The sequence below is a fragment of the Paraburkholderia rhynchosiae genome (genome assembly GCF_002879865.1).
GTDB classification, from domain to species: domain Bacteria; phylum Pseudomonadota; class Gammaproteobacteria; order Burkholderiales; family Burkholderiaceae; genus Paraburkholderia; species Paraburkholderia rhynchosiae.
The window spans coordinates 110,139-131,550 of record NZ_PNXY01000005.1 but is presented as its reverse complement, the minus strand read 5'-3'; the positions used below and the strand labels follow the sequence as shown (position 1 = coordinate 131,550).

Sequence of the window (21,412 nt, the reverse complement as noted above, 5' to 3'; positions counted from 1 at the left end):
ACTGACTGACTTGAATGCGGCGGATAGGTACTAGTGAGCAGGCGCGGCCAACTGGCTGGCGGCGCGCGCGAGACGCGTGACTTCGTCCCAGTTTTGCGCGGCCAGTGCGGCTTTCGGCGTGAGCCAAGAGCCACCGACGCACACCACATTCGGCAGCGACAGGAAGTGCGTGGCGGTTTCCGCGGTAATGCCGCCTGTCGGGCAGAACTTCAGCGTCGGGAACGGGCCATGAAAAGCTTGCAGCATCGGCACGCCGCCCGCCTGCTGCGCCGGGAAAAACTTCACGATTTCATAGCCGAGTTCGAGCGCGGTGATAATGTCGCTCGGCGTCATCACGCCAGGCAGGAGCGGCAAGCCTGCATCCTGTGCGGCTTTGTGCATGTCCTTGGTGAGGCCCGGCGAGACGCCGAACTGCGCGCCCGCCTTCTTCGCCTGAGCGCAGTGCTCAGGCTTCGTGATCGTGCCTACGCCGACCACGATATCTTCGGCCAACTGGCTCGCGCGCTCGATCGCCTCCAGCCCGGCCGCCGTGCGCAGCGTGATTTCGAGCACCTTCACGCCACCCGCATGCAATGCGCGCGATACGTGTTCGCCCTGCTCGACGGAGTCGAACGCGAGCACCGGAATCACCGGGCCGAGGCGCACGATATCGCTTACTGTTTTCGACGTCATAGTCAAACTCCTTGTTTCTGCGGCCGCCTGGTTGGCTTGCTTAGCTGGCCTGAGTGGTGCTTGTATGTGTTTCGCCGCGCTGACCGGCGTGTTTCGTGGCAGACGACGCTGCGGCGTGCTCGCCGTGCGAGGCCGGATGCTCGCCCACCATTGCGCCGAATACCGAGGCGCCCTGCTCCGCGGGCGCTGCCGCCGCGCGGAAAACGCCGAACAGTTCTCGGCCAAAGCCGACTTCGTTCTCCGCCTGATGCAGCGGTGCCGCGCCCGGCCGCGCAGCCCACTCGGCCGCGTCGATCTCGACGTCAAGCACGCCGGCTTCGGCGTCGATCACGAGCATGTCGCCGGTGCGGACTTTGCCGATCGGCCCTTGCAACAGTGCTTCCGGCGACAGATGAATCACCGCCGGCACCTTGCCCGACGCGCCCGACATGCGGCCGTCAGTCACCAATGCGACGTGGAAACCTTGATCCTGCAACACACCGAGCAGCGGCGTCAAACGATGCAGCTCGGGCATGCCGTTTGCCCGCGCGCCCTGAAAACGCACGACGGCAATGAAGTCGCGCTTCAGTTCGCCGTTGTCGAACGCTTCCTGCACGGCTTCCTGCGAGTCGAACACGATGGCCGGCGCCTTCACCTTGCGATGCTGTTGCGCGACCGCCGAGATCTTGATCACGCCGCGTCCCAGCTTGCCTTGCATCAGACGCAAGCCGCCGTCCGGCTGGAACGGCTCCTTGATGCCGCGCAGCACCGCGGTGTCTTCGCTCGCTTGCGCGCCCGGCACCCATTGCAGCTTGCCGTCGATCAGCTTCGGTTCTTCCGTGTAGTGCTTCAGTCCCTTGCCCACCACCGTGTTGACGTCTTCGTGCAGCAAACCGCCTTCGAGCAGATTGCGCACCAGGAACGCGACGCCGCCGGCTGCGTGGAAATGGTTCACGTCGGCTTTGCCGTTCGGGTATATCTTCGCGAGCAGCGGCACGGCTTGCGACAGCGTGTCGAAGTCGTCCCAGTCGATCACGATGCCTGCCGCGCGCGCAATGGCAACGAGGTGCAGCGTGTGATTGGTCGAGCCGCCCGTCGCCAGCAAAGCGACTATGCCGTTGACGATCGCCTTTTCGTCGATGACGTGGCCGATCGGCATGTAGTTGCCGCGCTCCACGGTCAGATCGAGCACGCGGCGCGCGGCCTGCGCAGTCAACGCGTCGCGCAAAGGCGTGTGCGGATGCACGAAAGCCGAACCGGGCAGATGCAGCCCCATGATTTCCATGAGCATCTGATTGCTGTTCGCGGTGCCGTAGAACGTGCAGGTGCCGTGGCCGTGATACGCGGCGGCTTCCGCTTCGAGCAGCGCGTCGCGGCCGCACTGGCCGGTCGCGAACTTCTGGCGGGTCTTGGCTTTGTCGTCGTTCGACAGGCCGCTGGTCATCGGGCCGGCCGGCACGAAGATGGTGGGCAGGTGGCCGAATTGCAGCGCACCGATTAACAGGCCCGGCACGATCTTGTCGCAAATGCCCAGGCACAGCGCCGCGTCGAACATGTTGTGGGTGAGCGCGACCGCCGTGCTCATCGCGATGACTTCGCGCGAGAACAGCGACAGCTCCATGCCAGCATTGCCTTGTGTGACGCCGTCGCACATGGCCGGCACGCCGCCCGCGAATTGCGCAACACCGCCGTTTTCGCGCGCGGCCTGTTTGATGATATCCGGGTAGTTTTTGTACGGCGCGTGAGCCGACAGCATCTCGTTGTACGAGGACACGATGCCGATATTCGGCTCGCGAATCTGCTTGATGACGAGCTTGTCGTTGCCTTCGAGGCCCGCGAAACCGTGGGCCAGATTGGCACAGGAGAGCGCGCCGCGGGCCGGGAACTTGCCCTGCGCCTGGTGAATGCGGGCGAGATATGCCTCGCGAGTTGGCTTGCTGCGTTCGACCACGCGCTGCGTGACCTTCAACAATTGCGAATGCGGGGAAACCATCGGAACTCCTTCGTCGCTGGCGGCAGGCGCGCGAGCACTATGCCAGGTAGGTATCGCGGGGCGTCGTAACGACCGACGATGGCAATGTTAGTAGAAAAACTACACGACCGCAATCGGAATCCCCGCTGGGTCGCGGCGCCGTATTTTCCCGTGAAACGCCTTGCTGGCGTCTGTTAGGAGAAAATCAGGCAAGACTTAGGGATAACACCTACGGCGCAGATGTAGTTTTTGTACCTTCCCGCCAATCAGCTATAGTCCACGCATTCTTCAGCATAGTGCGAGTTTTCCAATGATGCTGTCCCAAGTCGAAGAGATGCGCGAGCAGTTGCGCCCGTCTGAACGCAAGCTGGCCGATTACGTGATCGAGGCGCCGCGCGAGGTGCTCGATCTCTCTATGACAGAAGTCGCCGCCCGCGCGGGCGTGAGCCAGCCGACCATCGCCCGGTTTTGTCATGCGCTCGGCTTTTCGGGGTTTCGCGAGTTCAAGATCCGGTTGGCGCAGGGCATCGCCACCGAAGTGCCGGCCGTCTATCGCGACGTGCGGCCGGATGAACCGGCGCCGGGCGTCGCCGCCAAGGTGTTCGACCGGACAATCGGCGCGCTGATCCAGGTGCGCAACAACCTGTCGTCGGATAGCGTGGCAGTGGCGATCGAGGTGCTGTCGCAAGCGAAGCGGATTGAGTTCTACGGCGCGGGCGGTTCGGGCATCACCGCGCTCGACATGCAACATAAGTTCTTCCGGCTCGGCATGCCGAGCGTCGCCTATTCCGATCCGCATACGTTCCTGATGTCGGCAGCGATGCTGGGCGAAGGCGACGTCGTGGTCGCGATTTCTAACACCGGGCGCACGCGCGATATCGTCGATGCGGCGAAGTCGGCTGTAGCGGGCGGTGCAAAAGTGATCGCCGTGACGCATGGCAATTCACCGCTCGCGCGCATTGCATCGGTCGGGCTCTTTGCCAATATCGACGAGGACACGGACATTTTTTCGCCGATGACCTCGCGCACTTCGCATCTGGCGATCGGCGACATTCTTGCGGTAGGGGTCGCGCTAAAACGCGGGCCAGATCTCGCGGAGAAGCTGGCCGGTGCCAAGGAATTGATTGCGCGCAGAAGGATTGGCGCGGATGGGTAAAGACTGGCCCGCGAAGCGCGCCCTGTTTGGTCGTTGCGGATTTACTTGAACGCAAAACGGGCTCCCGAAGGAGCCCGTTTTCCCGTGTGCCGCGCCGAGTACACCAACGCGATCACAACTCGGCGCGCTCGGAGTTCAACGCCATCAGCAAGCGGCCGCGAAGGCGTGCGACCACCTCCGACCAGTCGCCGCCGGGAAGCCTGCGGAACAGGCGCATCGTCGGATACCATGGACTGTCGTTGCGCGTGTAGTGCCAGCGCCAGTCGCCGTAGAACGGCAGCATCAACCACGTCGGCTTGCCCATTGCGGCCGCGACATGCGCGACCGACGTATCTACGGTCAGCACCACGTCGAGAGCGGCGATCGCGTTGGCAGTGTCGTCCATGCTACGCAGCGAGGCGCCGACATCATGGAAGTTCGGCAGGCGCTTCGCGTAGTCCGCGGCCTCGTCGGCGCCAGCACCCTTCTGCAGACTGAAAAACTCCGCGCCCTCCACGTTGAAGAGATCGTCCAGTACCGACAGAGAAGGCAACGACCGCTGTTTGTCGTTCTCATGGGTCGGCGCGCCTTTGAACGCCACGCCCACTTTCAGCGTGCCCTTACTCTGTGTCAGCGCCGCGAAATCAGCCGCTCCCGGTGCGTGCAGGTAAGGCACAGACTTCGGCAACGCTTCGAGGTCCAACGCAACGTGAGCCGGGATCGCATGCGGGAATGCCCAGTAGTCGTGCTGCGGCAACCCGGCGGCCTGCGCGACGCTAAACACCGCGTCGGCCTCTCCTGAGCGCTCGAATAACGTGACGAGCGGTGCCTGGCACACTACCGACACACGCGCAGCGCCGCAACGCTCGCGAAGAATCCGCGCGAATCGCAAGAAGAAGATTTCGTCGCCGAGACCGAACTCGCTCCAGATGACGATCGACTTTCCATCGAGCGGCTCGCCTGACCAGGCTGGAAAAGTCGACGGCGGCTGCACTGTCGTGCGGCGTTGCCATCCGAATTTGCTCATCCACGATTCGCGCGTGCTGAAGCCTTCCTGTATCTTGCCGCCCGCGATGGTGTGCAGCGCGTGATAGAGCCGGGGCAAATGCTGGTCCGGCAGACATTCGATGCATTGGGCCCACAAGGCGTCGATATCTTCGATGAGATCCCAGCGCAACCATGCGAGCATCGCACCGTGGTAGACCTCGAAGCGGTACGGGTACGTTTTCACTGCGAGCCGCCAGGCCCGAAGGCTTTCCTGCGCGTCACGAGCCTTTGATGCAGCGTTCATCATTTCACGGGCGCTCGGCACCGCGCGCTTGCGCAGCACTATTTCAATGGCGCATTCGGCAAGGCCACGCGCAGTCTGGTCCACGTCCTGGCGACGCTCGTCGTAATGTTCCCGCACGAGGGACACGCGCTCGCACGATGCAACCGGAGATAGCGCCCGCACGACATCGAGCACGTTCACCGATCCCGGCAAAGACTTCTCCGGCTTGCAGATGGTGAAGCTGACCTTGTGGTCACGATTGAAGTGGCTCGGCCACTTGCCCTTCTCGTACAGATCTTCGTCGGGAACGGTCAGGACCGCATAGCCGCCGGGCTTCAGCAGTTCGAGCCATCTCGCGAGCCCCTGAAATGGATTGCCCAGATGCTCGAGGCAATGGCTGGAGTGCACGAAATCGAACGATGCGTCCTGTGCTCCCGCCATGCGCAGTGCGTCGCCCTGCGCCTTATCCCATGACAGGATCTCGGTCACGCCCGGAAAAACATGCGCGTGCGCTTTAAGAGGGTCGTCTCCCGCGCCGATATCGATGCCCTTGCCCACAAAGTAATGCTGCAGAAAAGCGGGATCGCGTGCGCGGCGCATCGCGGATTTACTGGTTTCATTCATGTTCGTCTCACTGCACCTGGTGGACTTCGTCGAGCCAGAGCGCTTGCATACGCTCGCCGAGAATCTCGGGGCGGCCGTGGAAAATCAGCTTTTCAATGGCCTTCGGACCCGCCAGCGACGCGCACAAATTGTGGCGTTCCTGCGCGTTTTCAATCAGGCGCAGCGCAGAGGCTTTGTATTCGTCGTTGGTCTTCGCGATGGTCCACTCAGGGAAACCGAGGCGGCGGAACATGCCTTCATCGATATGCTCATGGACTTCGCGTCCGGTCTTACAGACACCCACGAGCCCCGCCCACACCGTGTCGACGATTCCGTTGGTATTGCCGAACGGGAACGGATTCAGGAACATGTCGCAACCGGCAATCACGTTCATATAACCAGCGTAGCCCTGGTGCTTGTGGACGACAGCGCTTTCGCCGAGCAGTCGACGGATGAGATTGCGGACCTGCGGGAAAACGAGACCCGTAGCCTGGCCCACGAGGAAGTGGAACTCCACGGGAACGCTGGATTCGCGAGCGATCGCGGCGCACGTGTGGAGGAAGCCTGGGTTCAGCTTGATCGTCGTGCCTGCTACGGCAATCTTGACCACATTGGACGGCGCCTTTTCAGTCGGCAGTTGCAGCTCCAGCATGGCGGCCGGCGCGCGGTACGGCATGCCGTCCCGCGGCAACTTCAGCAGCTTTTCGCTGAAGCAGGCTTCGTCGCCAACATAGTCTTCCTCGACGACCACGTAATCCATTGCATGGCCATGGGTGGTGGCCGGATGACCAAGCGCCATCAATTGCAGCGGCGCGACGCGCAAGCATGCGAGAACCATCGTGATCGGGAACATGCCGACGCTCGGCATATACGTCATCTGTGCGTTGCGGGCTTCGCTTGTATCGCGCACATGACGTGCGGCTTCCCACACGTTGGCGCCCTGCAAAGGAATGAATTCGTGGAAGACCGCCTTGCCGGTGTCGTCGACACGGCCGTCGTAGCCCATGCCGACCAGATGAAACTTGTCACGCATCGCGACGAGGGTTTGCGAGTGTGTGCGGTAGATCGAATGGTTCTTCGAGAACCACTCGAGCACGACCAGCACGACAGGCTTTTCGCCCTCGACGCGGGCCGCCGGCCGCGTAACGTCCGCGATTCCGAGTGCTTCGAGCTTGCGGCGGATCAGCGCGTTGATCGGCTTCTTGATGTCGTGCTTGGCCGCCATGTCCGCGTAGCTGCAGTGCATGTAGACGTCGTGGAGGACGCCCATCGGCAGCGAATCGATGCTGTCAATCTGCTCGAGCCGCTCAGGCAGCCAGCGCAGCAGCAGTTCGCGCTTTTGATGCGCCGACGGCGTGCCGAGGAAGCGCGACGACATGATGGTCATCGCGAGCGAGGCGGCCGTCGTCTTGTCGAGTTTCCACAGGGCGTCCCAGTCGAGACGGACTTCCGACTCCGGCAGATAGAAGAGCTGGAACTTGCGGACTTCGCTGTTGCGCAACTGGATAGCGTTGCGTGCGTGCTCGTCGACGCCCAGCGAACGGAGAATGTGATCGGCGTTGCGGAACGGGCTGGCCGCAAACATCGCGGCCAGCCAGCGCTGGAACAACACGGTACGAACGATGCCCGTGTCGGAGAACGTAAACTTCGGATCGGTCACAAGACTAGTGATTGCCGACGTCAGACGAGCGAGCAGGTGATCATCCATGATGTCCTGGGCTTCGTTCGACTGTGCCCATACGTCGACATCCATCAGGATGCCGTAATGCTGGTCGATCTTGCTGAGCAGTTGCAGCAGCTCACGGCTCGCCTTCTCGTGTTCGCGGCGATAGCAAAGGTATTCAAATTTGTTGACGCTGAATTTCATAACAGTTTCCGGGGAGGGGTAACGTATTGCATGGGATGAGGTCATCGGCGCGAAGGGCGCCGTCGACCGTTAGTGTTTCCAGGTAACAGACAGCCAGTACTGCAGCGGCTTCTTGCCGGGGTCGACCCACGAAGCCGATGAAAAACCATAGGGTTTGGATACCGACGCCGAGACCGTCGCGCCGATCGGCGTTAGCCAGTCCACGCTCGCGCCGTAGCCAGCGAGTGTGCGAGTGTTGGTGACGCCCGGCACGCCGACGTAGCTCTGTTCCCAGTTGGCCCAAGGCGAGTGGTTCACGCGGCCGACGGCGAAATCGGAGAACACGCCGAACTGAAGCTGATGGCCGGTGGCCACAGGAAAGCGCTGATATAGACCCGCGTTGATGACAACGCCCTCGTCGAACGACACTTCGTCGGAGCGATATGCGCGTACGGCGTCCGGGCCGCCGCCGGCGAGCTTTTCGCTCGAGTCAAGGTTGCGGCTCGCCAGTTGTGAATTGACCCGGGCTGTCAGAAACAGATTGCCGCTGCGCGTGAGCGCATAGCTGCCGAATCCGAAACCCGTGAGCTTGGCGTAGTTGCCCGCGCGTTGCGGGCCGGCATCGAGCGCGGGGTCGTCGTTGCGCTGATGGCCCAGTGTCAACGCCGCCTGCCCGCTCAAGATGTTCGTGCGCAGTTGCTGCGGGCGGTCGCCGTTGTCGGCCTGAACCGAAAAACGCACCGAGTCGAGCGTGCTGTGCGACGCGAAACCGTAGTCTTTATAGGTCGTCGCGGCCTGGCTGTGCAGGACCGAGGCGCCGCCCCAGAGGTTCGTGTCGAGACCTCGCATGAACGGATAGAGCACGCCTGCCTGGGCGGTCGTCGCGACGCCCGCGACCGGCGTACCCGCGTTGATCGTGTACTGCTGGCGCGTGAGTCCGCCGGTCAGACGCAGACCGTCGTCGAAGATCGGGACGCTGCCGGCGAGCGAGCCCGTCCACATCTTCTTGTCGGTGCCCATGAGCGTGAATGCGTAGCTCTCGCCGGCACCGAAGTAGTTGTTGCCCGACGCCGTAACACCAAGACGATAGCTGCCGGTGGACTGGATGCCCTGGTTGTCCATGATGAGGTCCGCCTGCATCGGCTTGCCTTTTGCAGCAATGCTGAAGACCACGTCGATGTCGCCAACGCCCGCGCCCGGAGAGAACTGCGGCGCTTTTTCGATTGCGACGCCCGGCACGTCCTGGAGCAACTGCGTGGCGCGTTCGAGGCGCGGCACGTTGAGCACGCAAATACCATTGACCGGATCGCTGCCGCACAGGGCATGCGAGATGAGGCGTTGCAAGCGGGCGTCGTCGACGCGCGACTTGTTCTGAACCACGATCTTCCGGATCCTGCCGGGATACACAACGAACAGCGGGCTGGCGCCCTTCTGTGCGGCGCGCCAGTCCTCATCGGTCATCAGCACCTGGGCGACAGGAAAACCGCCTTGACGCAGCGCGTCCGTGAGACGGTCCGACCAGCGGTTGATATCGCCCAGACTCGCTGGGGCATTGCCGAGCGTTGTCGCCTTGTCGCGCAGCACCTTCAACATGGCTGACTCCTCACGGCCGCCCGCGGGAATCACCTTGAAAGCGACCGCTGCCTGAACGGCGGGCAGAGTGGAATTCACCGTTGCAACAGGGTCCGCGTGAGCGACGCCTGTCATCAACAACGGCAGGACCCACATCGCGCGAGTGATCTGCCGATTTGCTTCATTTTTGCGCCACAACATTAAATCAACCTTGTAATCGGATTAAATACCATGGCGCCACATTTGCAGATTTTTCTGTCTAACTGCGTCGCCCCACAAATAAGAGATTACGAGTCCGGCAATCGGAAGCGAATAGGACTATTCCAAAAAAACTCTCAGCATCGCAAAAAACATTTTCAGAGATGGCGATGGCCTTCTGCAGCTGGCTTGCGGCATTCGACGCGAATTCGTGATGCTTTTTTAATTACGTAAATAGGAATAGTCCGAATTGCCTAATGAGAAGTGTATTTTTAATGTTTTAATTGCCTCACCGGTCTATGAGATGGTGTTTTTCTGTTTGTTCCGAGGCGCATTTTCTTAGACGCGAAATAGAAAGGGCGGTGCACACGGCACCGCCCTTTGTTGACAAACAGAAACGCGTTTCAGCCGGCCGTCCCACGAGGGGACGGCCGCACTGCTGCCTCCTCACCGCGCCTCATGCGTGTTTCGCTCGAGGCGCGACTGAAGCGTCAGGCTGCGCCCTTGACCGTGGCGCGTGCCGTGCTGCCCGTGGGCGCAATGCCCATCTTCAGCCAGCCGTGCGACTTCACCACGTATGCCTTGCCGTCCTTCACGCCACTTTCCGTGTAGAAGTACTCATGCGTCTGCATGTTCACCGACAGATCCGCCTTCGTCTTCTGCTGCGGATCTTCGTATGTGAAGTGCTTCACACCCTCAGCGCCGTCGCGGTACGCCAGATGACGGTCGAGCTCGCCGGCGTGCGTGAACAGTTGCACATCGGCGGAGTTCGTCGTCATGTCGACCGTCACGTGCTCCAGTTCGGCATCCGCCCAGAACACCGGGTCGCCGGCTTCCAGCGTCAGTGCCTGCCCGGCTTCCAGGTACCAGTGCGCCGACAGCATGTCGCTCATGAAGTAGGCCGCTGCGCCGCCCACACCAATCGCGCCGATCGCACCCGCAGCGACAGCACCACTTCCGCCGCTCGAATCGCCGACTGACGGCGTGCCACCGTTGTTGCCGCCGTTGTCACCGCCGTTGTCGCCGCCGTTGTCACCGCCGTTGCTGCCGCCGTTGTCGCCGCCGTTGCTACCGCCGTTGTCGCTTGGCGTCAGCACCGTGCCGTTGTCAATGATTACGATCTTTCCGTTGTCCGTTACGTTGATATCGCCGTTGATGGACGTGCCATTGCCGTTCGTCGAATTACCCGAGATGTCCGTCGTGCCATTGCCCGAGATATTGATCGAACCGTCGTCGATCACGCCCGTGCCGTTGGTCGAATTGCCCGAGATGTTCGTCGTGCCGTTGTCCGACGTGTTGATCGACGCGTTCGGCTCGATCCACGTGCCGGTGCCGTTGGTCGAGTTGCCGTCGATGTTGGTCGAACCGTTACCGCTCGTGTTGATCGAGCCGTTGATGTCCGTGCCGTCACCGTTGGTCGAATTGCCCGAGATGTTGGTCGTACCGTTGTCGGTTGTGTTGATCGAACCGTCGTCGATCACGCCCGTGCCGTTGGTCGAGTTACCCGAGATATTCGTCGTGCCGTTGTCCGAGGTGTTGATCGACGCGTTCGGCTCGATCCACGTGCCGTTGCCATCAGTTGAGTTGCCGCTGATGTTGCCCGATTTGGACGTTCCGGATATCGTCAGCGTACCGGCGCCAACCTCCGTGAAGTTGCCGACTAAATTTACGCCGGTGCCGGTATTCGCGACACCAGTGATCGAGCCGCCCCCGATGTTCGCCTGTATGCCGCCCAATTGAACGGCCGTGGCCCCGAGAGCGCCGTTACCACCTGAGGTATTGGCGGAGATCGTCAGGTTGCCGCCGCTCAGGTTCAGCGTGGAATTGCTGCCTGTCTGCACTGAACCGTTAGCCGTACCCATTGCCGCAGTAAGGTTCAGATTCAGCGCGTTCGACGTCGACGTGATATTGCCGTTCAGCGTGATACTGCCGTTGGCCGCCAGCGTCAGGTTCGCTGCCGTGCCCGCCGTCTTCGTGATATCCGCACCGGCCTGCTGCACGATATTGCCCGCCGCCGTGCCCGCGCTCGCCGTCGTGATCGTCACGTCCGTGCCCGCGTTCAGTGCACCGCTGATGGCCGCGTTGTTCACCGTCGCGCTGTTCGTCGACGGCGTGAACGTGCCAGCCGTTGTCGTTTCGTTGGCCGTTGCCGCCGTGCTGATCGTCACATCCGTCGGATCGATCAGCCACTGGCCAGCCTTGCCTTGCGGCGCCGCTGCGCTCACCGTGCCCTGAACATTCAGGTTATGGCCCGACGTCTCCACAAAGCCGCCATTACCGTGCGCCGAGCCGGCCATGATCGTTGCGCCCGCATCCACCTGCGTGTAGTTCGCGAACTGCACGCCGTTCTGCAGCATCGTTGCCGCCTGCGTGCCGGCCAGCTGGTGCAGGCTGTCGCCGCCCATGATCACCTTGCCGCCCGCCGCATCGCCGCTCACATCGACGCTCGCATTGCCGAACACGCCCACGCGATCACCCGAGAGCACCACCGTGCCGCCCACGCCGCCTGCCGCCCTGTTCGATGCATCGATCCTGCCCGTCACCGCGACGTCGCCCGTGTTGCCCGCATCGGCCACCACCGTGCCCGCGCGCACCACGCCCGAGAGGTTCACCACCGTATTGAGCAGCGTGTTGCTGCCGCGCGCCGTCAGCAGCACCGAGCCGTTGTCGGCCACGATGTTGCCGCTGTTTTCCACCAGCGCGTTCGCCGACGCGTTCGTCAGCGTCAGCATGATGCCCTGACCGTTGGGCAGCGCGACCGTCGCGCTGTCGCCCGCGGCGAGCGCGACCTGCCCGCCCGGCGCCGTCGTGATCGTGCCGCTGTTGCGCACCTGGTCGCCCACCATGACCACGTAGCCCTGCGCCTGGATCGAACCGTCGTTGACCACGCTGGCGTTCGTGCCCGTCGACTTCAGCGCCAGCGGGTTGCCCGCCATGAACGCGTTCGAATCGATCGACTTCGTCGTCGCCAGCAGCGAACCGACGTTCACCACCGCGCCCTTGCTGAAGAGCACGCCGTTCGCGTTCTGGATCAGCACCTGACCATTGGCCAGCAGCGAACCCTGAATGTTCGACGGCACGCCGCCCACCACGCGGTTCAGCGCCTGCGCCTGGGCGTTCGGCTGGTTGAACTGCACCGTGTTGCCCGTGCCGACGTTAAACGAGTTCCAGTCGATCACGGTGCGCTGGGTACCCTGATTGATGGTCATCGTGCTCGGGTTGGTCTGCGAGATGCTCGCCTGACCTGCCATCACCTGGCCGTTGGTCGGCAGTGCCTGCGCCTGACTCAGCGACGGATGAAATGCGATCAGCGCCAGTGCCGTGGCGGTCATCGACGAGATGACACCAAGCTCACGGCCGGTTACGCCGACTCCGGCGCTTTCGCCAGCCTGCTTGCCCTGGCTCGTCACATTTTCTGCCACCGCCACGAGCATGCCGAGACGTCTGCTAAATACCCGGCGAAATCGATTCTTGTTCACGAAGACTCACAATAATGTTTGGAAATGCGACAACCGCACGTGGCGGCTCGACATCGAGCGAAGCGTGGCTTGGGGCCATCGTGCTTTGCTAATGTTCGGAGTCAAGAATATGAGACGCGTCCAACAGACAGAATCAGACAAGGACTAAAAAGGCCTTAGCGACACGGCGCTTTTGCAGATAAAGTGCAGGCGATGCTGCGGATTGAGGGTTTGCGCAACCCGGCTGCGACAGCGTTGCTGGCTGGCGAAAGAACGGACATGCCGTGCGGCACTTACGCGAGCCGCGCAAACGAAGGAGAAGTGGCGAACTGAGTCCGCGATATATGAGCGCGAGAGCTATCGCACAACGCACGAGCGTGGCGCAGATTTGCTGCGACTTTTTCGGAACAGTCTTATTCCGAGCCGCGCCAAATCGCGGCTCGAATGCCAGCCACTGCGCTGGGATTAGCAACGCACGAGTTCGCGAAGAGCGCGCGACGTCAGAGACGCCAATTGGCGGCCACACATTCGCGCACGCCGGCGGGCATTTTCAGATAAGCCGCTTTCGATCGAGACAATCGATGCGAACCCGCGTCATGAGAAGTGTCGAGCGAGTTCGAAGGGGATGGCTGCCCGGCGCGGGGCAAAAGCAATCGCGGGCAGAAAGAGAACAGGACCCATCAGCGGGCGGAGGCAAACGCCGCGCAGGTCAAACAGCTACGCATTGAGGAATGCAGCCCTTGCTGCCCACGTTGAAGCAGGCAACGATCAGGGATGCAGGTCATCTACTACGTCATACACGTCAGAACGGTTTGATCACCACCAACGCCACCGCAGCCAGCATGCCCAGCACCGGCAGTTCATTGAACATCCGATACCACTTATCCGAGCGACGGTTTTCCCCACGCTCGAAAGTCCGCAGCAGCACGCCACAGTAGCCGTTATAAATCACCAGCAGCACAACCACGCCGACTTTCGCGTGAATCCATCCCTGCCCTTGTCCGATTCCCACGGCAAGCCAAAGCCACAAGCCGCAAGCAAGCGCCGGCACCGCGATAAACGACATGAAACGAAACAGCTTGCGCGCCATGATCAGCAGACGCTTCACCGCGGCCGGCTCGGTTTCCATCGCCAGATTGACGAAGATGCGCGGCAAATAGAACAGGCCGGCAAACCACGAAGCGACCAGAACGATATGAAGCGTCTTGATCCAGAGCATCGGATGTCCTTCAGTTGTGAGTTAGTTGTTACGACGAGCGCTGGGGATGATGCCGGTCATGCATCGCCACGCAAAGTGACCGAGGGTCGCGGCAATTGAAAGAGGCGGTGACAAGAGACAGTGACAAGAGGCGGTGAAAAGGCAGTCATGCGTGGCCGCGTTGCACGGCCACGCGTTCCATCGCGATCGCGCTTATTGGCGCCCTTCGCCATGCCCGAGCACGACATACTTCAGCGACGTCAGCCCTTCCAGTCCCACCGGGCCACGCGCATGAAGCTTGTCGTTGGAGATGCCGATCTCCGCGCCGAGACCAAACTCGAAGCCGTCCGCGAAACGCGTCGATGCATTCACCATCACGCTTGCCGAATCCACTTCGCGCAGAAAACGCATCGCGCGATCGTGATCTTCCGTGACGACCGCGTCGGTATGTTGCGAGCTGTATGTGTTGATGTGATCGATAGCCGCATCCAGATCGTCGACCACTTTGATGGCGAGCACCGGCGCGAGATATTCGGTGCGCCAGTCTTCCTCGGTTGCATCGACAAGCGGGCCCACGCCAGCGTCCGCCAGCACCGCGCGCGCCGCCGCATCCACCCGCAGCTCGACGCCCTTCTCGCGATACAGCTTGCCGAGCGGCGGCAGCACTGCCGACGCAATGCCGCGCGCGACCAGCAGCGTCTCCATCGTGTTGCACGTGCCGTAGCGGTGCGTCTTGGCGTTATCGCAAACGGTCAGCGCCTTCGCGAGATCAGCGCGGTCGTCGACATACACGTGGCAGATGCCGTCCAGGTGCTTGATCATCGGCACGCGCGCTTCGTTCATGAGCCGCTCGATCAGGCTCTTGCCGCCGCGCGGCACGATCACGTCGACGTACTCGGTCATGGTGATCAGCTTGCCGACCGCCGCGCGATCCGAGGTGGCGACAACCTGCACCGCGTCCGGCGGCAAACCGGCGGCTTCCAGTCCTTCGTCGATCAGCTTCGCGAGAGCGGTATTGCATTCGAGCGCTTCAGAACCGCCACGCAGAATCGTCGCGTTGCCTGACTTGAGGCACAACGCGGCGGCGTCGATCGTCACGTTAGGACGCGATTCGTAGATGATGCCGATCACGCCGAGCGGCACGCGCATCTGCCCGACCTGAATGCCGCTCGGCCGATACTTCAGATTGCTGATCTCGCCAATCGGATCGGCCAGCGCCGCGACCTGGCGCAGACCTTCGACCATTGTCTTCAGCGCTTTGTCCGACAACGTCAGCCGGTCGATAAAAGCCGCGTCATTGCCCTTCTCGCGAGCCCGCGCCACGTCCCGTGCGTTGGCCTCCTTGAGCAACGCGGCATCGCGCTCGATGCCCTGTGCGACCGCCGCGAGGGCGGCGTTCTTCGCGGCCGTCGACGCCCGCGCCATCGCACGCGAAGCCTGGCGGGCGCGGCGGCCGAGGTCGGTCATGTACTGGTCGATATCCATGGGTGATTCTCGTGATGCCGCGCACGTCGACGTCGATGTGCGGCGGACAAGCTGATTGGCGAAAGATTCAACGATTGTAAGTCGGCCCAGGGCGTTTTGCTTGCCGCGGCGGCCGGCGCTACCCTTTGCGCCGATGCGGCCGATGCCTGCCCACGCTTAAGCCTTATCTGTTTGCGGGCGGACTCGTCATCAGGTCCGCATGCACACTGGTCCGGAGCACTTCAGCCGCATATGCAGCGCTCGATCTGCGCTCCGCGCCGATCGGTGGCAGCAGCGAAATTCACGCCGGCCTTCGCGCTCCACCAGCGGCCTCGGCCCGAGGTCGCGGCGGCGGCACCGGCGCCGCTTTGGGCGACGCGACCGTCATCGCGAGTTCGAACAGACCGTCCCACGGATCGGGCGGCGGGTCATTGCGATGATTGCCAGGCGTGCCGCCCGACAAGCCCTTGACCTGGCGATCTAACCGCGCCGCCAGCGTCAGCGCTTTTTCGAGCGCCGCTTCCGTGACACGCGACAGTGCGGGCCCGATCAGCCGCTCACGCGGACCCCACACGCGGTTTTCGCGCACCAGCATCGCGAGCGGCTTGCCGGCCGCGACGCCGCGCTTGATCCGCAGCAGCGTGCGCAATTCTTCGACGACCGCCCACAGCACCAGCACTGCCGCCTCGCCTTCGCCGCGCAAGCCGTCGAGCATGCGCGCCAGGCGGCCAACGTCGCCGGCAAGCATCGCCTCGTTCAGCTTGAATACGTCGTAACGTGCGACGTTGAGCACGGCGTCGTGAATCTGTTCGAAGCTCAATGAACCGGCCGGATACAGCAGCCCGAGCTTCTGAATTTCCTGATGCGCAGCGAGCAGATTGCCCTCGACCCGCTCGGCGATAAATGCCAACGCGCGCCGGCCGTCCTCGCCAGCGGCAACCCGCTGGCCCTGAGCCGCGAGCCGCTGGCCTACCCAGTTCGGCAACTGCGCGCGCTCGACCGGATCGATTTTCAACGCGACGCCCGCGTCGGCGAGCGCCGTGAACCACGCGGATTTTTGCGTGGCCGCGTCGAGCCGCGGCAGCGTGACCAGGGTCAACACGTCCTCGTTGACAGCAGCCGCGAGCGCCTTGAGCGCATCCGCGCCTTCCTTGCCGGGCTTGCCCGACGGAATGCGCAATTCGACCAGTTGACGGTCGCCGAACAGCGACATCGACTGACTCGCGCCCAATAGCGAACTCCAGTCGAAACCGCGCTCGACGGTGAACACCGAGCGATCCGTGAAGCCGGCCGCGCGAGCCGCCGCGCGAATCCGGTCGCACGCTTCCTGCGCGAGCAGATGCTCGTCGCCGTACACGACGTACAGTCCGGCGAGTCCCCTGGCGAGATGCGCTTCAAGCCCGTCAAGTCGCAGTTGCATGGCAAAGTAGCTCAGGTCGAATGGACGCGATGCTCACAGCGGCGGCGGCGGCAAAGGTGCGCGCGGCGCGACGCCCGGCACTTGTTCACCCGGCGCCGGATGCAGCGAACGCACGCTGGCGAGACGCCGCGTGAGCTGATCGATTGCGTCGTTTTCCATGTCGGCGAACAGAATGTCCGACTCGGCGGTCTTCGCTTGCGAATACTTGTCGCTATATGTCATTGCGCGGTTCAGCGCGATCACGCTCGGCGGAATCAGTGCCGTGCCGTCCTTGCCGACCAGCGTGTAGTTCATATAGAGATTCAGTTGATATTCCTCGACGACACCAAGCGAGTTCAGCGTCAGCGTGCTCACGTTGCGGCTTTCGGAAATCTGCAACGTCGCGTCTGCGTTGGCCACCGACTTGACCACCACGGTGTCGCTGCCGCCTTGCACCATGCGTGTCAGCCGCGCGCCCGCCGCTTGGGAGCCACCGGAAATAAAGAGGCGCTTGAATGCGTAGTCCTGCTGACCGCGCAACTGAAAGCCGCAAGCCGACAACATGAGTACGCTGCAAGCCAGCGTCAAAAACGATCTGCGAGTCACATTGGCTCCTGGTTCGCAGTAGATTCCCAGCGGAAGGCAAAACACCGCCACGCGCGACGGCGTCCTGCCTGCTGACATGTGTTGGCGGCCCGTCAAACGACCACATTCACGAGGCGGCCCGGCACCACGACGATCTTCTTCGGCACCTTGCCTTCGCTGAACTTCGCGACCATCTCGTGAGCGGTCGCGAGCTGTTCGATCGATTCACGCGACGCGTCTTTTGCCACCGTGAGCGCGCCTCGCACCTTGCCGTTCACCTGCAGCACGAGTTCGATCTCCGATTGTTCCAGCGCTTTCTCGTCGACCTTCGGCCACGGCGCGTCGAGCAGCGACCCGAATTCGTCGGCATAACCGAGTTCCTGCCACAACTGGAACGTCAGATGCGGCACGACCGGGTACAGCACGCGGAGCATCACGCCATAGGTTTCACGCAGCACGCCTGGCCGCGCGCCCTTCGCGCCGTCGAGCGCGTTGAGCATCTTCATGGCCGCCGACACCACCGTGTTGTACTGCAGACGCTGGTAGTCAAAGTCAGCCTGCTTCAGCACGCTGTAGATTTCACGGCGCAACAGCTTGTCGGCGTCGCCGAGTTGCGCGGCGTCGAACTGGCCGCCCGCACGCAACGCGGCTTCGTTCGCGTGACCGAAGCTCCACACGCGGCGCAGGAAGCGGCTCGCGCCTTCCACGCCCGAGCCCGACCACTCGAGCTGCTGCTCGGGCGGCGCGGCGAACATGACGAACAGACGCGCGGTGTCCGCGCCGTGCTGATCGATCAGCGATTGCGGATCGACGCCATTGTTCTTCGACTTCGACATCTTCTCGACGCCGCCCAGCACGACCGGCTGGCCGTCCGAGTTCAGCACGGCGCCGACCGGGCGACCTTTGTCGTCGAACGAGACGGTGACGTCGGCCGGGTTGTACCAGGTCTTCTTGCCCGCCGCGTCTTCGCGGTAATAGGTTTCGTTGAGCACCATGCCCTGCGTGAGCAGGTTTTTCGCGGGCTCGCCGAATTTGACGAGACCGAGATCGCGCATCACCTTCGCCCAGAAACGCGAGTACAAGAGGTGCAGAATCGCGTGCTCGATGCCGCCGATGTACTGGTCCATCGGGGCCCAGTAGTCGGTGCGCTCGTCGACCATGGTCTTCGCGTCCGGCGACGCATAGCGGTAGAAGTACCACGACGAATCCACGAACGTGTCCATCGTGTCGGTTTCGCGTTTGGCCGCGCTGCCGCAAGTCGGGCACGTGCAGTTGACGAACGCTTCGGATTTCGCGAGCGGGTTGCCCGTGCCGTCCGGCACGAGGTCTTCCGGCAGCACGACCGGCAGGTCTTTTTCCGGCACCGGCACGTCGCCGCACTTCGGGCAGTGGATGATCGGAATCGGCGTGCCCCAGTAGCGCTGGCGCGACACGCCCCAGTCACGCAGACGCCACGTGATCTGCTTGTCGCCGAGGTCGAGCGCCTTCAGGTCGGCAGCAATCGCGTCCACGGCCTGTTCGTAGTTCAGGCCGTCGTACTTGCCGCTGTTGACGAGCGTGCCGCTCTTTTCGCCGTACCATTCTGCCCAAGCCTGCGTCGAAAATTCCTTGCCTTCGATCGCCACCACCTGTTTGATCGGCAGACCGTATTTCTTCACGAAGGCGAAGTCGCGCTCGTCGTGCGCCGGCACACCCATCACCGCGCCTTCGCCGTAGCTCATCAGCACGTAGTTGCCGATCCACACTTCGACCTGTTCCTGCGTGAGCGGATGCGTGACGAAAAAGCCAGTCGGCATGCCCTTCTTTTCCATCGTCGCGACGTCGGCCTCGGCGACGCCGCCGCGCTTGCATTCGTCGATGAAAGCCTGCAGTTCCGGCTTGTCTTTCGCGAGACGCGTGGCGAGCGGATGCTCGGCGGCGATTGCGCAGAAGGTCACGCCCATGATCGTGTCGGCGCGTGTGGTGAACACGCGCAACAGCTTCTGTTCGCCGTCGATTTCATAGGGGAAACCGAAGTTCACGCCGAAGCTCTTGCCGATCCAGTTCTGCTGCATGATCTTGACGCGCTCAGGCCAGCCGAGGCCCTCGAGGTCGTTCAGCAACTCATCCGCGTACTGCGTGATGCGCATGTAGTACATCGGGATTTCGCGCTTTTCGACGAGCGCGCCCGAGCGCCAGCCGCGGCCGTCGATCACCTGCTCATTCGCGAGCACCGTCTGATCGACCGGGTCCCAGTTCACCGTGCCCGTTTTCTTGTACGCGATGCCCTTTTCCAGCATTTTCAGGAACAGCCACTGGTTCCACTTGTAGTAGTCCGGGCTGCAGGTGGCGACTTCGCGCGACCAGTCGATCGCGAGGCCCATCGACTGCATCTGCTTCTTCATGTAAGCGATGTTGTCGTAGGTCCACTTTGCCGGCGGCACGTTGTTGGCCATCGCGGCGTTTTCCGCCGGCATGCCGAACGCGTCCCAACCCATCGGCATCAGCGCGTTATAGCCATTCATGCGCTGATAGCGGTACATCACGTCGTTGATCGTGTAGTTGCGCACGTGCCCCATGTGCAGCTTGCCCGACGGATACGGCAGCATCGAGACGCAGTAGAACTTGGGCTTGTTGGTGGTTTCCGATGTCTTGTACGCGTCGATGGCGCGCCATTGCCCTTGCGCGGCGGATTCGACGTCGGAGGGAACGTATTTTTCGTGCATGGTGTGATGGGATCGCTGGGTTCGGTGCTTCCGCACCGGCCGCTTTGGTGCTTTTGCTGGATGAAATGGCGTCGTTTCCCCTTCTGCGGGGAAAGGGCTGATTATACCGTTCGCGGACCGCTGCGCCGCGTGGCGAACGACCGCCCGGCTACTGCTGCGCGCCCGGCGGCGGCGGGTCCGTCACAAAACCGATCCGATCGAGACCGGCCTGCTGCGCGGCGCCCATGACCTGCGCGATCACCTCGTAACGCGTATTGCGCTCGGCGTGCAGATGGATTTCCGGTTGATCGGCTTCTTTGCCCGCTTGCGTGAAGCGCGCGCGCATCTGCGTGAGCGTGATGACAGTACCGTTCCAGTAGAGCTTGCCGGCGGCGTCGATGGAAAGCGAAATGGTTTGCGGCGTTTCCCGCGCGGGCGCTGACGCGACTTTCGGCAGATCGAGCCGGATCGCGTGCGTGAATAAAGGCGCGGTAATGATAAAAATCACCAGCAATACCAGCATCACGTCGATCAGCGGCGTCATGTTGATCTCGGCCATCGGCGCGGCCGTCTGCTTTTTCTCGAGTCCGCCGAATGCCATGTCGCCTCCTTGCCCCGTGACGCGCGCTAAGTGAACTCAGTGAGCCTGGTGAGTCGTGGCCTGTTGGCCGCGCACCGACGCTTGCGGCTGGCCGACGCTTGCGCACACGTACACGTGCAAGTCGTGCGCGAAACCGTCGAGTTCCTCCGACAACTGCCGCACGAGGCGCCCTAGTACGTTGTAGGCGAGCACCGCCGGAATCGCGACCACGAGCCCAAAGGCCGTCATGATGAGCGCCTCGCCGACCGGGCCGGCAACGTTCTCGATCTGCGCCTGACCGCTCGCGGCAATGCTGCCGAGCGCGTGATAAATGCCCCACACGGTGCCGAGCAAGCCGACGAAAGGCGCCGTGCTGCCTACCGAAGCCAGCAGCACCTGGCCGAATTCAAGCCGGCGCTGCGACGCATTGAGCGCCTGGCGCAGCGCTCTCAGCACACGCTCGTTGCGCTCCACGCGCGCAAGCAGCGCGCCGGGAATATCGACTTCGGCCGCATGGAGCGCCGCATCGGCAAGCGGCGCGAAAACGCGCTCGCGGTCGGCGCGCTTCAGTGCCGCGACGCCTTCGGCCAGCGTGGGCGCCTGCCAGAAACGCGCGACCGCGCGCGTCGCCTGACGTTTGGCCCGCACCAGCACCCAGGCCTTGACGATCAGAAAACACCAGCTCGCAATCGACATCGCCAGCAGCATATAGGCGACGCCATGCGTGATGGCGTCGCTCGTTTGCAGGTAATGGATGATGCCGCTGCCGCCCGCCATCTGATCTCGCCGTGGAAAGT

General features: G+C 62.6%; 14 protein-coding genes. 1 reads left to right on the top strand and 13 read right to left on the bottom strand.

Going from position 1 to position 21,412, the window contains the following annotated elements; all coding sequences use genetic code 11:
• Positions 1–30 precede the first annotated feature (30 nt).
• Positions 31–672, bottom strand: a complete 642-nt coding sequence (gene eda / locus C0Z16_RS08935) for a bifunctional 4-hydroxy-2-oxoglutarate aldolase/2-dehydro-3-deoxy-phosphogluconate aldolase (RefSeq protein ID WP_027800138.1) — start codon at positions 670–672, stop codon at positions 31–33.
• Between the two features lie 40 nt (positions 673–712).
• Positions 713–2,644 carry a phosphogluconate dehydratase gene (edd, locus tag C0Z16_RS08930; protein ID WP_102631807.1) on the bottom strand — a complete coding sequence of 644 codons (1,932 nt, stop codon included), beginning with the start codon at positions 2,642–2,644 and terminating at the stop codon, positions 713–715.
• A gap of 289 nt (positions 2,645–2,933) precedes the next feature.
• Between edd and C0Z16_RS08925 the strand changes: the two genes are divergently transcribed.
• The gene (locus C0Z16_RS08925) at positions 2,934–3,779 is read left to right on the top strand and encodes a MurR/RpiR family transcriptional regulator (protein ID WP_102631806.1); all 846 of its coding nucleotides are present in this window, start codon (positions 2,934–2,936) and stop codon (positions 3,777–3,779) included.
• Between the two features lie 112 nt (positions 3,780–3,891).
• Here the strand turns inward: C0Z16_RS08925 and C0Z16_RS08920 are convergent, their stop codons facing one another.
• The 11 genes from C0Z16_RS08920 to C0Z16_RS08870 all read right to left on the bottom strand — a co-directional run bounded on the left by C0Z16_RS08920 (position 3,892) and on the right by C0Z16_RS08870 (position 21,392).
• A complete protein-coding gene (locus C0Z16_RS08920; RefSeq protein ID WP_102631805.1) occupies positions 3,892–5,652 on the bottom strand; it encodes a methyltransferase domain-containing protein in 1,761 nt (586 codons plus the stop codon).
• Between the two features lie 7 nt (positions 5,653–5,659).
• The gene (locus C0Z16_RS08915; protein ID WP_102631804.1) at positions 5,660–7,498 is read right to left on the bottom strand and encodes a peptide transporter; all 1,839 of its coding nucleotides are present in this window, start codon (positions 7,496–7,498) and stop codon (positions 5,660–5,662) included.
• A gap of 69 nt (positions 7,499–7,567) precedes the next feature.
• The gene (locus tag C0Z16_RS08910; RefSeq protein WP_102631803.1) at positions 7,568–9,250 is read right to left on the bottom strand and encodes a ShlB/FhaC/HecB family hemolysin secretion/activation protein; all 1,683 of its coding nucleotides are present in this window, start codon (positions 9,248–9,250) and stop codon (positions 7,568–7,570) included.
• A gap of 488 nt (positions 9,251–9,738) precedes the next feature.
• Positions 9,739–12,726 (bottom strand): beta strand repeat-containing protein, encoded by a 2,988-nt coding sequence (locus tag C0Z16_RS08905; RefSeq protein WP_146014297.1) that lies wholly within the window; start codon positions 12,724–12,726, stop codon positions 9,739–9,741.
• 781 nt (positions 12,727–13,507) lie between these two features.
• Entirely contained in the window at positions 13,508–13,924 is a 417-nt protein-coding gene (locus C0Z16_RS08900; protein ID WP_102631801.1) for a CopD family protein, read from the bottom strand.
• A gap of 192 nt (positions 13,925–14,116) precedes the next feature.
• Positions 14,117–15,388 (bottom strand): glutamate-5-semialdehyde dehydrogenase, encoded by a 1,272-nt coding sequence (locus C0Z16_RS08895; RefSeq protein ID WP_102631800.1) that lies wholly within the window; start codon positions 15,386–15,388, stop codon positions 14,117–14,119.
• Positions 15,389–15,668: 280 nt separating this feature from the next.
• Positions 15,669–16,787 (bottom strand): DNA polymerase III subunit delta, encoded by a 1,119-nt coding sequence (gene holA / locus C0Z16_RS08890; RefSeq protein WP_102631799.1) that lies wholly within the window; start codon positions 16,785–16,787, stop codon positions 15,669–15,671.
• Between the two features lie 33 nt (positions 16,788–16,820).
• The gene (locus C0Z16_RS08885; RefSeq protein WP_102631798.1) at positions 16,821–17,372 is read right to left on the bottom strand and encodes an LPS-assembly lipoprotein LptE; all 552 of its coding nucleotides are present in this window, start codon (positions 17,370–17,372) and stop codon (positions 16,821–16,823) included.
• A 92-nt stretch (positions 17,373–17,464) separates the two neighbouring features.
• Complete coding sequence (gene leuS, locus C0Z16_RS08880) at positions 17,465–20,056, bottom strand: leucine--tRNA ligase (RefSeq protein ID WP_102631797.1); 2,592 nt, start codon at positions 20,054–20,056, stop codon at positions 17,465–17,467.
• Between the two features lie 148 nt (positions 20,057–20,204).
• Positions 20,205–20,636, bottom strand: a complete 432-nt coding sequence (locus tag C0Z16_RS08875) for an ExbD/TolR family protein (protein ID WP_102631796.1) — start codon at positions 20,634–20,636, stop codon at positions 20,205–20,207.
• A 36-nt stretch (positions 20,637–20,672) separates the two neighbouring features.
• Complete coding sequence (locus C0Z16_RS08870) at positions 20,673–21,392, bottom strand: MotA/TolQ/ExbB proton channel family protein (protein WP_102631795.1); 720 nt, start codon at positions 21,390–21,392, stop codon at positions 20,673–20,675.
• Positions 21,393–21,412 lie beyond the last annotated feature (20 nt).

What these genes read in the sequence shown, in the direction of transcription:
- C0Z16_RS08925 (WP_102631806.1), top strand. Translation starts at nt 2,934, where the DNA reads ATGATGCTGTCCCAAGTCGAAGAGATGCGCGAGCAGTTGCGCCCGTCT.
- C0Z16_RS08870 (WP_102631795.1), bottom strand. Translation starts at nt 21,392, where the DNA reads ATGGCGGGCGGCAGCGGCATCATCCATTACCTGCAAACGAGCGACGCC.
- C0Z16_RS08915 (WP_102631804.1), bottom strand. Translation starts at nt 7,498, where the DNA reads ATGAAATTCAGCGTCAACAAATTTGAATACCTTTGCTATCGCCGCGAA.
- C0Z16_RS08920 (WP_102631805.1), bottom strand. Translation starts at nt 5,652, where the DNA reads ATGAATGAAACCAGTAAATCCGCGATGCGCCGCGCACGCGATCCCGCT.
- C0Z16_RS08910 (WP_102631803.1), bottom strand. Translation starts at nt 9,250, where the DNA reads ATGTTGTGGCGCAAAAATGAAGCAAATCGGCAGATCACTCGCGCGATG.
- holA (WP_102631799.1), bottom strand. Translation starts at nt 16,787, where the DNA reads ATGCAACTGCGACTTGACGGGCTTGAAGCGCATCTCGCCAGGGGACTC.
- C0Z16_RS08875 (WP_102631796.1), bottom strand. Translation starts at nt 20,636, where the DNA reads ATGGCATTCGGCGGACTCGAGAAAAAGCAGACGGCCGCGCCGATGGCC.
- edd (WP_102631807.1), bottom strand. Translation starts at nt 2,644, where the DNA reads ATGGTTTCCCCGCATTCGCAATTGTTGAAGGTCACGCAGCGCGTGGTC.
- leuS (WP_102631797.1), bottom strand. Translation starts at nt 20,056, where the DNA reads ATGCACGAAAAATACGTTCCCTCCGACGTCGAATCCGCCGCGCAAGGG.
- C0Z16_RS08895 (WP_102631800.1), bottom strand. Translation starts at nt 15,388, where the DNA reads ATGGATATCGACCAGTACATGACCGACCTCGGCCGCCGCGCCCGCCAG.
- C0Z16_RS08900 (WP_102631801.1), bottom strand. Translation starts at nt 13,924, where the DNA reads ATGCTCTGGATCAAGACGCTTCATATCGTTCTGGTCGCTTCGTGGTTT.
- eda (WP_027800138.1), bottom strand. Translation starts at nt 672, where the DNA reads ATGACGTCGAAAACAGTAAGCGATATCGTGCGCCTCGGCCCGGTGATT.